At 59.4% G+C, this 13,335-nt stretch carries 12 protein-coding genes and 1 tRNA gene; 8 read left to right on the forward strand and 5 right to left on the reverse strand.

Features of this window, described 5'->3' with window-relative positions; translation table 11 throughout:
- Positions 1-183: 183 nt before the first annotated feature.
- Complete coding sequence (locus FE702_RS15945) at positions 184-495, forward strand: ETC complex I subunit (protein WP_147127307.1); 312 nt, start codon at positions 184-186, stop codon at positions 493-495.
- Between the two features lie 89 nt (positions 496-584).
- Here the strand turns inward: FE702_RS15945 and tcuA are convergent, their stop codons facing one another.
- Positions 585-2,054 (reverse strand): FAD-dependent tricarballylate dehydrogenase TcuA, encoded by a 1,470-nt coding sequence (gene tcuA / locus FE702_RS15950; RefSeq protein WP_147127308.1) that lies wholly within the window; start codon positions 2,052-2,054, stop codon positions 585-587.
- Between the two features lie 59 nt (positions 2,055-2,113).
- Between tcuA and FE702_RS15955 the strand changes: the two genes are divergently transcribed.
- Genes FE702_RS15955 through FE702_RS15965 form a run of 3 tightly spaced genes read left to right on the forward strand, consistent with a single transcriptional unit; the run spans position 2,114 to position 4,460 of the window.
- The gene (locus tag FE702_RS15955) at positions 2,114-2,764 is read left to right on the forward strand and encodes a GntR family transcriptional regulator (protein WP_255449708.1); all 651 of its coding nucleotides are present in this window, start codon (positions 2,114-2,116) and stop codon (positions 2,762-2,764) included.
- The gene (locus tag FE702_RS15960) at positions 2,761-3,789 is read left to right on the forward strand and encodes an AbrB family transcriptional regulator (protein ID WP_147127309.1); all 1,029 of its coding nucleotides are present in this window, start codon (positions 2,761-2,763) and stop codon (positions 3,787-3,789) included. Before FE702_RS15955 ends, FE702_RS15960 begins: the two co-directional genes overlap by 4 nt.
- On the forward strand, positions 3,786-4,460 hold the full coding sequence (locus tag FE702_RS15965; protein WP_147127310.1) for a transporter substrate-binding domain-containing protein: 675 nt from the start codon (positions 3,786-3,788) through the stop codon (positions 4,458-4,460). Before FE702_RS15960 ends, FE702_RS15965 begins: the two co-directional genes overlap by 4 nt.
- On the opposite strand, the gene FE702_RS15970 is transcribed toward FE702_RS15965, so the two are convergent.
- From FE702_RS15970 to FE702_RS15985, 4 genes are all read right to left on the reverse strand, one after another.
- A complete protein-coding gene (locus tag FE702_RS15970) occupies positions 4,431-5,423 on the reverse strand; it encodes a D-2-hydroxyacid dehydrogenase family protein (RefSeq protein WP_147127311.1) in 993 nt (330 codons plus the stop codon). The genes FE702_RS15965 and FE702_RS15970 overlap by 30 nt on opposite strands.
- Before the next feature lie 6 nt (positions 5,424-5,429).
- Positions 5,430-6,521, reverse strand: coding sequence for a 4-oxalomesaconate tautomerase (locus tag FE702_RS15975; protein WP_147127312.1), 1,092 nt, complete (start codon positions 6,519-6,521; stop codon positions 5,430-5,432).
- Positions 6,518-8,545: a tripartite tricarboxylate transporter permease gene (locus tag FE702_RS15980; RefSeq protein WP_147127313.1), complete on the reverse strand. Its 2,028-nt coding sequence runs from the start codon at positions 8,543-8,545 to the stop codon at positions 6,518-6,520. Before FE702_RS15980 ends, FE702_RS15975 begins: the two co-directional genes overlap by 4 nt.
- 64 nt (positions 8,546-8,609) lie before the next feature.
- The gene (locus tag FE702_RS15985) at positions 8,610-9,725 is read right to left on the reverse strand and encodes a tricarboxylate transporter (RefSeq protein WP_147127314.1); all 1,116 of its coding nucleotides are present in this window, start codon (positions 9,723-9,725) and stop codon (positions 8,610-8,612) included.
- A 106-nt stretch (positions 9,726-9,831) separates the two neighbouring features.
- On the opposite strand from FE702_RS15985, the gene FE702_RS15990 reads away from it, so the two are divergent.
- The 4 genes from FE702_RS15990 to FE702_RS16005 all read left to right on the forward strand — a co-directional run bounded on the left by FE702_RS15990 (position 9,832) and on the right by FE702_RS16005 (position 13,284).
- Complete coding sequence (locus FE702_RS15990; RefSeq protein WP_346722168.1) at positions 9,832-10,521, forward strand: response regulator transcription factor; 690 nt, start codon at positions 9,832-9,834, stop codon at positions 10,519-10,521.
- On the forward strand, positions 10,518-11,906 hold the full coding sequence (locus tag FE702_RS15995) for a sensor histidine kinase (protein ID WP_147127315.1): 1,389 nt from the start codon (positions 10,518-10,520) through the stop codon (positions 11,904-11,906). Before FE702_RS15990 ends, FE702_RS15995 begins: the two co-directional genes overlap by 4 nt.
- 172 nt (positions 11,907-12,078) lie before the next feature.
- Positions 12,079-12,155: transfer RNA gene (locus FE702_RS16000), tRNA-Arg, on the forward strand.
- A 109-nt stretch (positions 12,156-12,264) separates the two neighbouring features.
- Positions 12,265-13,284: a glutathione S-transferase C-terminal domain-containing protein gene (locus FE702_RS16005; RefSeq protein ID WP_147127316.1), complete on the forward strand. Its 1,020-nt coding sequence runs from the start codon at positions 12,265-12,267 to the stop codon at positions 13,282-13,284.
- Positions 13,285-13,335: the final 51 nt, after the last annotated feature.

The raw sequence follows: 13,335 nt of genomic DNA on the forward strand, positions 1-13,335 counted from the left end.
CACTGTAGGTGTCCGATCCTCACGCACCCCACTCCACCACCCTCGCTTCCGGATCGGACACTTGCATCTTTGCACTTCCCGTCATCCTAGATTTGTCCGCAGCCACCTTGGCGCCGGGACAATGTGCCTCTTGAACAAGGCGGCACATTTGCGGATATCACACACAGCAATGATGAGGGTGTGATGCGCGCACGAATTTACCAGCCAGCTCGGACAGCGATGTCCTCGGGGACTGCCAAGACCAAGGAATGGGTGCTGGATTATGCCCCGGCATCAGCACGTGATGTGGACCCATTGATGGGGTGGACATCATCGTCGGACACGCAAAGCCAAGTGCGGTTGAAGTTTCCAACCAAGGAAGCGGCGCTGGACTATGCCAAGGAAAACGGCATCGACGTGATCGTGCAGGAACCAAAGAAGCGCTCGGCCAATATCCGCCCGGGCGGCTACGGTGAAAACTTTGCCACGAACCGCCGTGGAGCGTGGACGCACTAAGCGCTTTCTGTTGCGCCGTCATCGCCTTGGTTGGCGCGGTCCCACATCTACCTGACAAGAAGTGTGGCGAGGTGACACCCCCGCCCGTTTTAGTCCGCGGCCGCGTTGGTCCCGGCGCGGCGTCCGAATACCGCGCCTGAGGTTAGGCCAGAGCCACCGGGATAGCCTGCGAAAAATACGCCGCCGACCAGTTCACCGCACGCAAAAAGGCCGGGGATTGCACCCTGTGATCGGTTCAGGACACGGCCAGCCTCATCAACTTTGAGCCCGCCATAGGTAAAGGTGATGCCGCCCGTGACCGGGTAGGCGCGGAACGGTCCCTGATCAAGCTTTTGTGCCCAATGCGAACGAGGCGGAGTGATCCCGACGGCGGACTTGCCGTCGAGTACGGTTGGATCAAATGGCACGGACTCATCCACGGCATCGTTGAAGGACATGATTGTGCGTTTGGCGGCCTCTGTATCCACGCCGTCCAGCATAGGAATGAGATCGTCCAAGCTGTCGGCCTCGACGAAATGCGCATCGTGGAACCGATATTCCGCGTAGAGCAGGTCGAAGACCTTGCTGTCAAAAATCTGCCAGGCAAACTGTCCGGGTTGTTCAAGGATCGCTGCGCCGTATTGGGCGTAGGTGTAGTTGCGGAAATTCGCGCCTTCGTCGACGAACCGTTCACCCCGTGCGTTGAGCATCACGCCGAGGAAATAACAGATCTTGCGGTAGTTCTTGCGTTCACCGTGCGGCAGGTCGAGGCCGCCGAAATCGGCCATGTGCAAATCCATCGGCGTTGCATGACCCCCGGCATAATACCCATAGTCCATGGCGCCTGCGTCCATTGCCATTTGCAGACCATCGCCAGTGTTGTGGGGCGTACCGCGCACTTTGGCGGCTTTCCATTCCGGGCCCATATGTTTGACGCGCAACTCTTCGTTGGCCTCAAACCCGCCAGACGCCAGAACCACGGCATCAGCGCGCAGCTCTTCGTCGCCGACCCTAACGCCAACGACGGTCTCGCCTTCCATGATCAGCCCCGTGACACCCGCGTTGTAGCGCACGGTGCCGCCGAGGCGTCTCACGGCGGCAAGTTCCATATCAAAGAGACCCACACCTTCGTTCCGCGCCGCTAGCGTCAGCCCGCCCCAAAAGACATGACGCCCGTCCTTTTCGAAACTCTGACGGCTATAGATCGGCTCAAACGTTACATCGTGCGTGGCCAGCCAACGCATCGTGTCGCCAGATTGAGCAATCAGGTCCTGTTGTTCGCGTGATAGCGGGCGTCCGTCGTTGAAGCCGAGCAGGTCATCAGCAAATTTCTGGGACGTGTAGCTGCCAAAATCGGTGTTTTCCAAACGCGGATCATTCGGGTCGCTGAGCAGCGGCAGCAAATCCTCTGCCCCGTCATAGGCAAAGCGCATCGCTCCTGCCGTGTATTTCGTGTTGCCACCGGCCAATGCCTCGTCGGCCTTTTCAAGCATTGTCACCTGCGCACCGTTTTCCAGCGCTGCGATGGCGGCGCATAGCGCGGCATTTCCTGTTCCGACAACGATGACGTGCTTTGGCATTGGCTTTTTCTCCGCATCATGCAATTGTATCCGCGTGGATACAATATGGTGGCAGTACTGTGGTCGCAAAAGAAATGCAAGAGTTGTCACAAGGCGAAGCCGCCTATGCAAAGCTGCTGACCGCGATCCGGGAAGGCACGTATATGCCGGGCGACCGTCTGCGCGAGGTCGAGGTTGCCGGGCGGTTGTCCTTGTCGCGCACGCCCGTGCGTGAGGCACTGCGCAAGCTAGAAAGCGACGGCATCGTGGAGCATCGCCCGCGTATTGGGGCGGTCATCCGCCAGTTGTCACAAGGTGAGGTCGTCGAGCTTTATGAGATGCGGCTCGTGCTGGAACGCACGGCGGCGGAAATGGCGGCCAAACATGCGAGTGCTGCCGAAATCGACGCCCTTGAGGCGCTAAACGAAGAGATCGGCGCAGCCACGGATGATGCCGCTCGGGCGGCGGCATTGAACCAGAAATTTCATCGCGGCATTTACCTGTCCACGCGCAATCGGTTCCTGCTTGAAGCTGCGCGGGCGTTGAACAACGCGCTTTTGTTGCTGGGCCCTACGACGCTGGCCGATGAGGCACGGATCACGGTGGTCTATGATCAGCATCGCGGCATTCTTGCCGCCCTGCAGGAAGGCGATCCGTCCCGTGCCGGCGCTGCCGCTGCCGAACATCTGCAAACGTCGCTGCGGCACCGCTTGAAGGTCATGCAGGCATGATCGCCACTGTCTCGTCCTTTGCTGTTGCGCTCTTGGGGGTGTTGGCCTTTCACATTTTGGCGCTGCCGCTCCCTTGGCTCCTTGGGCCGATCTTTGCGTGTCTCGCAGCGGCTTTGTTGGGCTTGCCCATGCGCGGGATCAAGGTCGTCAACGAAGCAATGCGCACCATCCTTGGCGTTGCTGTCGGGGCAACCTTCACGACCAGCTTGCTGGTCTCGATGGTGGGCATGTGGCCCACGCTTCTGTTGATCCCGCTCATGACGGCCTCGATCGGCGTCGTCGGGCTTTTCTATTTCAGGCGGCTCTGGGGGTTTGACTTTCCCACCAGCTATTACTCGGCCATGCCAGGGGGGCTGCAGGATATGCTGGTGTTCGGCGAAGAGGCCGGGGGCAATGTGCGGACCATGTCGCTGATCCACGCGACCCGTGTCATGGTGATCGTCGTGGCGCTTCCGTTCCTGCTTGTCTGGGTTTGGGACGCCGATTTGACAACCCCGCCCGGTGCGCCCTTGGCGACGCTGGGGTGGGATCAGCTTGCCTTGATGGTGTTTTGCGGGCTTGTCGGTTGGCAGGTCGCCAAGCGGATCGGCATGTTTGGTGCATCCATCCTTGGGCCGCTGCTGCTGGCTGCTGCGCTGGCGTTGCTTGGGGTGCTGGAACATCGTCCCCCGGCCGAGGCGATATGGGCGGCACAGTTCTTTATCGGCATGGGCGTTGGGTGCAAATACGTTGGGGTCACCATGCTCGAAGTGCGGCGTGACCTGACCGCAGGGTTGGGGTTCTGTGTGCTACTATTGATCCTGACGGTGATCTTTGCAGAAGCCATCCATTTGGCAAATCTCGCGCCACCACGCGAAACCATTTTGGCCTTTGCGCCCGGTGGTCAGGCCGAGTTGACAGTGCTGGCGTTGATCGTTGGGGCCGATATGGCCTTTGTGGTGGCGCACCATGTCTTGCGGATATTCGTCGTTATTCTGGGCGCACCACTATTTGCCCGACTGTTTGATCATGAGGATCAGGCATGACAGATGAACTGCGCAGCCTTGCCACCCAAGGGGTGCTCCGTGCCGCCATCAACATCGGTAATCGGGCGCTTGTTCAATATGATGGCACGCACCTGTCTGGTGTGAGTCCGGCATTGGCGCAGCGTCTCGCGCATGAGATTGGCGCGTCTTTCAAGCCGGTGATCTATGACGGTGCAGGCAAGGTCTTTGCCGATGCGCATGCGGATCGGTGGGACGTGGCCTTTCTTGCTGTGGATGCGATGCGCGCCGAAAAGGTCGCGTTCACGCGTCCCTATCACAGCATCGAGGCCACCTTTGCGGTTCGGGCGGGACAACGGATCGAAACGATTGATCAGGTCGATCAGGATGGCGTTCGGGTCCTGACTTCGACAGGGTCCGCATATGACATGCATCTGACTCATAACTTGGCGCACGCCGCGCTGGAACGCTCTGGCGCGCCACGCGAGAGCTTTGTCGAGTTTCAGCATGGACGTTGCGACGCAGTGGCTGGGGTGCGCGCGTCACTTGAGGCCTTTTTTCGGGACGATCCTGATATCCGCATTCTGCCCGGTGCGTTGACGGCTGTGCATCAGGCCATGGTGCTGCCGCGCAAGGATGATCCGCGGATTACAGCACTGGATGCCTTCGTCGCCAAGGCCGTCTCAGACGGGTTTGTCGGCGCCCATTTGTGACAAGACATCCGGGTTGATCATGTGGATCGGATCACCGTCTGCATAGGCGTTGATCTGATCGAAAATGTCCGAGAACTGCAGGTCGAATTCATCTTCGGTGACGTAGCCAATATGCGGCGTGGCGATCACGTTCGGGCTGATCAGAAGTGGGTTCTTGGTATCGGTCAAAGGCTCGGTGTCGAAGACATCGACTGCGGCATGGATGCGGCCTTTAGCAATTTCGGCCTCAAGTACTCCGGGGCTGATCAGGCCTGAGCGTGACGTGTTCACCAGCAAGGACCGAGGCTGCATGGCCGCAAGATCATCGGCGGTGATCAGGCCGCGCGTGGCCGGTTTCAGGCGCACATGAAGGCTGACGATATCAGAGCTGGCAAAGAAATCCTCGCGGGACTCTGGCACGGTTTCGCCTGCCGCCAACGCGCGGAGGCGGCCCTCTTCAGAGCCCCAGAACTGTACCTTCATGCCAATCGCACGCGCGTATTCGGCCACGGCGCCTGCGATACGTCCGTACCCATAAAGCCCAAGCGTTCGGCCCCGCAGGGTCCGGCCCACACCGGCCTGCCAGTTGCCCTCTTTCAGCGACGAGACCTGTTGCGGGATTTGGCGATACGTTGCGAGGATCAGCGCCAATGTATGTTCGGCGGCGGCATAGGACGGCGTGTCGGAATGCATGTTGGAACACAGCAAGACACCATTCGCGGTGCAGGCCGGGACATCGATATGCGGATAGACACTACGCTGCGAAATCAGTCTGAGATTGGGCAAACGCTCTAGCAAGGGCGCGCCAATTGCCGTGCGCTCGCGAAACAGGACGATCGCCTCCGCATCCTGCACGCGCTCTGCCAGTTTCGCGGGGTCGGGTTCGTGATCGGTCCAGACGGTGACGTCATGAGCCGCAAGTTTTTCAAAGCAGGGCAGGCCGCGCAGCGTGTCGAACCAGTCGTCGAGAATGTGAACTTTCATCGCGCACTACCTTCCTGACCAGACAGAGGCCGGAACAAAGACCTTGCCCTCGGCAAGTTTGCGCGCGGTGCGCACCAATCCGGCCGATTTGATTGCAAAGCCGGCCTCGGTCAAATCGTAGTCGACAACCACGTCAATTTGACCCGAGGCGTGCTCCAGTGTGATCTTGGACGGAGCCTGATTGGGACGCGCAACCATGCCATCGGCCACCGAGCCGGGTGTCAAAACGCAGGATGCAAGGCATTGAGCCCCGGTGACCGCCATGGTCGGGTGGCATTTCCACGGCATGAAATAGCGTGTTGCGATGGTCCCGCCGTCGCGCGCCGGTGCCAGAAGGCCGAATTTCGGTGTAACCGACTTGCTGACGTCGCCCATCCCCATCCGCTTGCCTGCCGCGATGCGAATGGCCTCCATGCGGCTGTAGAACTCCGTATTCGCGTCTAGCTCCGCCGCACTTTCATAGCCTGTCAGGCCAAAGCTTTCTGCGCGGGCGATGACAAGCGGCATCGCGACATCCATGCAGGTGACTGTGATGCCGTCTATTTCGTCGATCAGGTTGCCTGTCGGCAAAAATGCTCCGGTGACACCTCCGACGGTTTCCATGAACTGCAGGGCCACGGGTGCGGCGGTGCCGGGCACGCCGTCAATCTGCGCATCGCCCTCATAGGCTACTGCGCCGCCGGGGGTTTGAACGGAGGCGGCGACCTTTGCGCCTGTGTTGACGGCTCGGATATTGACGGGCGTCTCGCCGTTTTGGGCTGGCACCAGACCCATTTCGATGGCGGCAGGCCCAACACCTGACAGGATGTTGCCGCAGGTCGGTTTGAAATCGACCAACTGATCTTCGACGCTGACTTGTGCAAAGAAATAGTCCACGTCCGCCCATGGATCGTCGGACGCAGACAGCATTGCCACCTTTGTTGTGACCGCCGCACCGCCGCCAATCCCGTCGATATTGAGCGGATGACCAGAGCCGACCATCGCAATCAGCACCTTGGCCAGTTGATTGAGATCTTCAGGCAGATCGGCACGGTTCAGGTAAGGGCCGCGCGATGTGCCGCCGCGCATAAAGAGAAAAGGGATCGCAGTCTGGGTCATGTCAGTGGCCATGGTAGGTCAACGTATTCTTGCAAGAGTCCGGGTGGGAAATCGCGGTTCAAGAGCCACGCCATGCCCATCATGAAGCCAATGCCTGCCACCGTGTAAAGCGCGGCGAACGCTGTGCTCACGCCGGCCCGGAGCCGCATGAAGGCAAACAGGAACAGCGCGAGCGCGATGATGAACCCCCATAGCGACGTCAGGATCAAAAGTCCGGCAAACCAAGCCAGCGTCGACCATAGGCTGTGGGTGGCGCTTGCATCATCGCCTTCCCGCTCGCGGTCGGCAAAGATTGTGTCGGTCTCGGGTCGGAGCATCATCCGGATGATCAGAACCGCACATCCGACAAGGCAAACGCCTGCCACGAACATTGGGAATGTCCGATCACGGCTGTAGCTCGGGATCGAAGCGGCATCGTAATAGGCGTAAGCGATGTAGGCAGTGACCGCGAGCATGAAGATGAAAGGCGCGCGTTTCGACCCGGACTGAACATCCCCCTCAGCGAGGATGTTCTTGGCCTGCCGCAGGCCCACGACGACCGACAGGACGGTGATGATCAAAAGTACGATCACAATCGGTGTAAAGATGTATTCCAGCCCTTCGCTCATGCCGCTGCGGAACCGTGACTGCGCGATCTGCACGGCTTGGTTGGCATAGGTCTCGGCAGGATCAGACAGAACAAAGCCGATCAGGAACGCAGGCCGCGACCAGTCGAAGCGACGCATCAGGATGCCAAGCAGGCCGATGGCAAAGAGCGCGACAAGGTCCATCAGGTTTTGCCCCGACTGGAAGGCGGCAAAGCTGATGATCATGAAGAGGAAGGGCGCGAGCAGAGCGAAACGAATTGTCGTCAGCTTGGCGATGCCACCTGACGCCGCGATGCAGATCAGGGTGCCCACGACATTGGCAAGCGCCAGCAGCCAGACGATGGAATAGGTGATGTCGAGGTTGTTTTGCAGCATGGCCGGGCCGACTTCGATCTGACCGGAGCCCAAGAGCGCAATGGCTCCGACGAAGATCGCCATCGAACCTGATCCCGGTATCCCAAAGAGCAAGGTTGGAACAAGGCCGCCGCCTTCTTTGGCGTTGTTCGAGCTTTCTGGCCCGATCACGCCGCGAACCTCGCCGCTGCCAAAGTTTGATTTGTCCTTTGTCGATTGAACAGAGTGACCATAGGCGATCCAGTCGACAACCGAGCCGCCAAGTCCGGGAATGACACCGACGACGACGCCAATGATCGAACAGCGCACCGACAGCCAGATATTGGCAAACCAGTCTTTGACCCCGTCGAGCCACCCGCCACCAAGCTGGGTTGTTTTGCTGATCGCGCGGTCCTGACGGAGCAACGAGATGATTTCAGGGATCGCAAAGATACCCAAACCCACGATCACCAGCTTCAACCCGTCTGTGAGGTAAGGAAAATCGTAGGAGGACATGCGCAGGTCGCCCGAGGACGCGCCTTCGCCGATGGTGCCGATCAGCATGCCCAGACCCGCCGCGACGATCCCTTTGATGGCCACCCGGCCCGCGAGGATACCGACCATCGACAGGCCAAAGATGGTAATCATCAAAAGCTCGGGCGTCCGGAATTCCAAAACGACAGGGCGCGCGACCAGAATGAAGATCGTCAGGAATGATGCACCGACCAACCCGCCAAACAGAGAGGACGCAAAGGCCGCTGACAGCGCGCGCGCGGCCATTCCTTTCTTGGCCATGGGAAATCCATCCAGAACCGTAGCCTGCGATGCGGAGGACCCCGGAATGCCCATCAGTACTGAGGCGAAGGTATCAGATGTAGGTACAACCGCGACCATCCCGACCATCAGCGCAAGGCCAAGGATCGGGTCCATGCCAAACATGAAGGGAAGCAGCAGCGAAAGGCCCGCAATGCCGCCAAGTCCCGGAAAGACGCCGATGCACAGGCCCATGACAACGCCCAGCACCAGATAGCCCAATACGATGGGCTGAAGGATCAGGCCCCACGCATCACCCAGCGCGGGCAATGCCTCGGCTAGAATCTCCATGAACAACTCCCCTTGCTTGACTAAACACCCCGCCCGAATGGACGGGGTGCTCGGAAAACAAGGATCAGTTGTTCAGCGAAACGCCGTACTTTTCCTGCAGCCAGTTCACGACAAAGGCTTTCGCTTCTGGCGAGACGTTTGTTGCGCTCTCAAGTGCGGTTTGCGCGGCTTCGCCGGTCATTTGTGGGTATTTGCCCAGACGCTTTGCCGAAATCTCGGCAAAATCGGCGCGTGCCTGAACCTCTTCGAAGGCTTTCGTGTAGGTCACGATCGCATCATTGGAGGCACCATTTGGCAGGAACACCATCTTTTGTGCTGGGAAACCCGCGATAAAGAAGGCTTTCCAAGCGTCCCATTTCTCGCCCGAGGTTTCGCACCCATCGGTCGCTTCGCAAACTTCCTTGAAGGTCGGCATGTCTGGGAATGTTGGATCGCGTACGATGTTGCCATCATCATCCAGCGAACCCCATGTCATCATCGGCACGGCTGTCCCGGCTTCGACCAGCGGCGTGACGCCGGACAAGAAGGACGAAGAGGTTTGATAGTCGATGTTGGCTTCGCCACGCTCAAACATCAGGCGCCCATCGCCACGGCCTTTGATGCCCATGACGGATTCGACATTCAGGCCCAGCATTTCCCATGCCAGCGTTGGCACGAGGTCCAGACGCGTTGCGCCTTGGTTGCCGTAGATAAAGCTTTCGCTTTGCAGTGGAGCGGCGTTCAGCCCGTCCATCTTGGCGGCCATTTCAGGCGTCAGGTAGGCAACACCACCGGTGCCCGATGCCAGTACGACGTTCCAGTCGGCATAGTCATATTTGACGCGTGGATCACCCAGCAGGAACGGGAACTGCGTGGAGCCCGAGGAGCCGAAGATCAGCGTGCCTTCACTGTCGTCATAGGACTGTTCCTGAAAGAAATTTGCCCCTTTGGTGGAGCCTGCACCTGGCATGAATTTCACGACAACGGTTGGCTGACCGGGCAGGGCTTCGGACAGAAGCGGAGCATAGAAGTTGGCCCATTTGGCCGAGCCGCCGGTTTCCGAGAATGGAATGATCCACTCGACGGTCTTGCCGCTCAGGTCAATGCCATGACCGCCTGCGTTGGCTTGGACTGCAAAGGTGGCAGCGGCTGCGGCCACAAGCCCAGCGGCCACGCGGCGCGTGGTTTTCAGTATCGACATAATTTCCTCCCAAAAGTGCCCCGACACATGCGGGGCGTCGAAACATAAGGGGTTTTCCCCCTGTTGCGGTGGACTGTATGACCTGCGAACCTTGCATGAGACTTGCATGATCAGGAAAAACCTCATGCGCATCGCTTTGATCGAAGACAACAGCAGCCTTGCCAAAGGCATCAGCTACCGGCTTGAGGATGTGGGGCATGCTGTTGACGTCTTGACCGATGGCGATGAAGCGGCGCGTTTTCTGCGCAGCGAAGCTGCCGACCTCATCATTATGGATATCAATCTACCGGGCGTGGACGGCCTGACGATCCTCAGGGATTTGCGCCAACGTGGCGATACGCGCCCGGTCATCCTCTTGACGGCGAAGGCCGAAACACAGGATCGCGTCATCGGGCTTGATGCTGGTGCAGATGACTATCTGATCAAACCCTTTGAAATGGCCGAGCTAGAGGCGCGTGTGCGCGCCCTGTTGCGGCGGCGCGCGCAACCGCATCAGGCCCGCAGGCAATTTGGTCGCCTGACCTATGATCAGGGCACCCGACAGCTTTATGCAGGTGGCGTCGAGATTGATCTGCCACGGCGTGAGATGTCTGCCTTCGAATGTCTCTTGGAAGCCGAAGGTCGTCTTGTGTCGAAATCCGCGCTCTTGGATCACATCTATGGTGTCGGTACGGATGTCGAGGAAACGGTCATCGAGGTCTATATATCGCGCTTGCGTAGCAAGCTGGGCGATTATGGGGTTCAGATCAAAACGCGCCGTGGCTTGGGCTATCACATGACAAGCGAGCCGTCGTGAAGACATCGCAATCGCTCCGCACCCGGCTGACTGTCATCATCCTGGTGCCACTGCTTGCCGTCTCGGTCGTGGCCGGAGCCTGGCAGTTCAGCACAACAGCAGACCGCGCCGAGAGCATCTTTGATCGGGGATTGTTATCCGCCGCGCTTGCGATTTCGCGTGATGTCGCTGTCACGGGTGGTGACGCCCTGTCTCCAACGACCCGCCGTCTGGTAAATGACACCTCCGGCGGCGAACTGTTTTACCATGTGTTTGCGCCTGACGGTGTCTTTGTGACGGGCTACGCCACGCCGCCTGTGCCTGCCGGGAGGCTTCTACCACAAGCCGCTGAACCGATCTATTTCGACGCAACCTACCTGGGCGAGCCGGTCCGGGTTTTGCGATATTCCGACGTCGCGACGGTTGATGGACTTACCGGCACCTTCAACATCACCGTTTGGCAAAGCGCGGATGTGCGAAGCACGTTTGTCCGTGAGGTCGTGTCGCGATCCTTTGCAGTCATTGCATTGCTTGTCGCCTGTGTGGCGTTGATCGTCTGGTTCGGAGTGGGCGTCGGTCTGCGCCCATTGCTGGAGCTTGAGGGTGCCATTGCGCGGAGGTCCTCCACAGACCTGACGCCGATCCGGCGATCCGTGCCTGTCGAAACGAAGGGATTGGTCGAAACCCTCAACCGGCTCTTCGATCAAGTTTCGCGGCGCATCAGCAGCAAGGATGAGTTCATCTCGAACGCCGCGCATCAGCTGCGCAATCCGATTGCGGGCGTTCTGGCCTTGGCCGAAGCGGTGCAATCGGCCCCGAATGAAGGTGCCGCTCGCCGCAGGAGCGGAGAGTTGTTGGACGCCGCGCGGGAAACAAGCCAGTTGGCGAACCAGCTATTGTCGTTTGAACGCGCACGCGGGGCGGATGTGTCGGCCACGGGTCGACCGCTTGATTTGGCGGCGTTGGGCCAAGACGTGGTCGCAGCCTTCTCGCCAGAGGCCGAGGCGCGCGAGGTATCGGTGACCTATGAAGAACCGGGCCATCCGATCCACGTCTTGGGCGATGCGGTCATGCTCAGAGAGGCGGTTCTCAATTTGCTGCGCAACGCGCTTCTCCACGGAGGGAGGGACTTAAGCCGCATCCGATTGATGATCGCCGCCAGTGGCCCAAACGCATCGCTGAGCGTCGAAGATGACGGCGTTGGCATCCCGCCGGAAAAGCATCTTCAGGCTCGTAGCCGCTTTGGTCAGGCCGGTGGCGTAGATGGCAGCGGGCTTGGATTGCCGATTGCTGTAAAGGTAGCGCAGAACCACGGCGGCGAATTGAAGATGGGGTCGGCGGGGCAGGGCCTGACAGTAGAAATCTTAATTCCGCTTCTTGCAGATGCGGACGAGCGAGGGGAGTGAGCAGCCAATCTCTTGGCGTGGCGCGCGATTGAACGCTGCCCTACCTGCCGATCACGGGATGGTCTGCAAGCGACCCTATCGCCCCCAACACCCCTGTCCTCAGATTTGATTGCATCTTGGCAGCTCTGGCCGCTGGACGCACGCTGCGCGGTGACCTATCACGCAACCAAGCGGTCCCTTAGCTCAACTGGATAGAGCAGCTGACTTCTAATCAGCAGGTTGAGGGTTCGAGTCCTTCAGGGATCGCCAACATCACCGCCGTTTCCCTGCCGTCTCCGTGCCTGCGTGAAGGGCGACTGTGCGGTGATCTGCGGTCCTGCGGGCTTGCTTTGTGTCCGGTTTGCGCAAAGCTTGAAGGATGCCCACAGACACAGCCACTGAAGAAAACCAGACCAACGCCGCGCAACGCCGCCAAAGCGGGGAATTTGTGCGCGGTGTCAGTGGCTTTCGCCATGCCATTGGTGACACCGACTTTCCGGCCGAGCCGGGCCGCTATCACCTTTTTGTCGCGCTGAATTGCCCATGGTGCCACCGCGTCACGCTGGCGCGCGCCGTTTTGGGACTTGAGATCAGCATCTCAATGGATGTCGCATTCCCAAACCGGACGAATGACGATGACCCCGCCGGTCCGAACCTTTGGGAGTTCAATCCAGAGCGCATCGCCACGCTCACGGGCGCGGCGCTCCCGGAATGTACCGTTGAAACCGGGACGGGGCAGGGGCTTCGGCTTGCCAAGGAAATCTATCAGTGTGAGGGGTCGGCTGAGCAATCTGTTCCGATCCTCTATGACAAGGTCGCTCAACGCATCGTCAGCAATGAGAGCGCAGATATCATTCGCATGTTGGACCGCAATGCCTCGGCTTTGGGTGGGACACGGCCTGATATGCAGCTGGTCCCGAATGATCCCAAGACCCGCGCCGATGTCGAGGCGCTGAATGAGCAGATTTACGTTGGCATCAATAACGGGGCGTACAAGGCCGGTTTTTCGTCGGATCAGGCCGTCTATGCGGCGGCGTTCGAACGCTACTTTGCTACGCTGGCTGATCTGGAAGAGCGACTTTCAGATGGCAGACCATTCCTCACAGGCAGCCAATTTACCGAAGCCGATCTGCGGCTTTTCCCGACTCTTTTTCGGCACGACCCCGTCTACTACCTGCGCATGAAGCTGAACGGCGCGCGGATGTTGGATTATCCCTACCTCTGGCGCTGGTTGTGCCGTGTTTACGCGATGGAGGGGGTGCCGGAGGCAGGGTCTCTGATCCATTGTCGTCAGGGGTATTTCGGACGGTCATGGAATGGCGTCGTGCCCTTGGGGCCATGCCATCCGTCGACCTACCCGGAAGCCTATTCAAAGCCGGAATTAGCCGATCCAAGGTGATCTGTTGCGTCATCGCGGTCGCGGGATCGTGCTTGGTGTGTGTGTCGGGTC

Source organism: Shimia ponticola, assembly GCF_007995215.1.
GTDB classification, from domain to species: Bacteria; Pseudomonadota; Alphaproteobacteria; order Rhodobacterales; family Rhodobacteraceae; genus Shimia_B; species Shimia_B ponticola.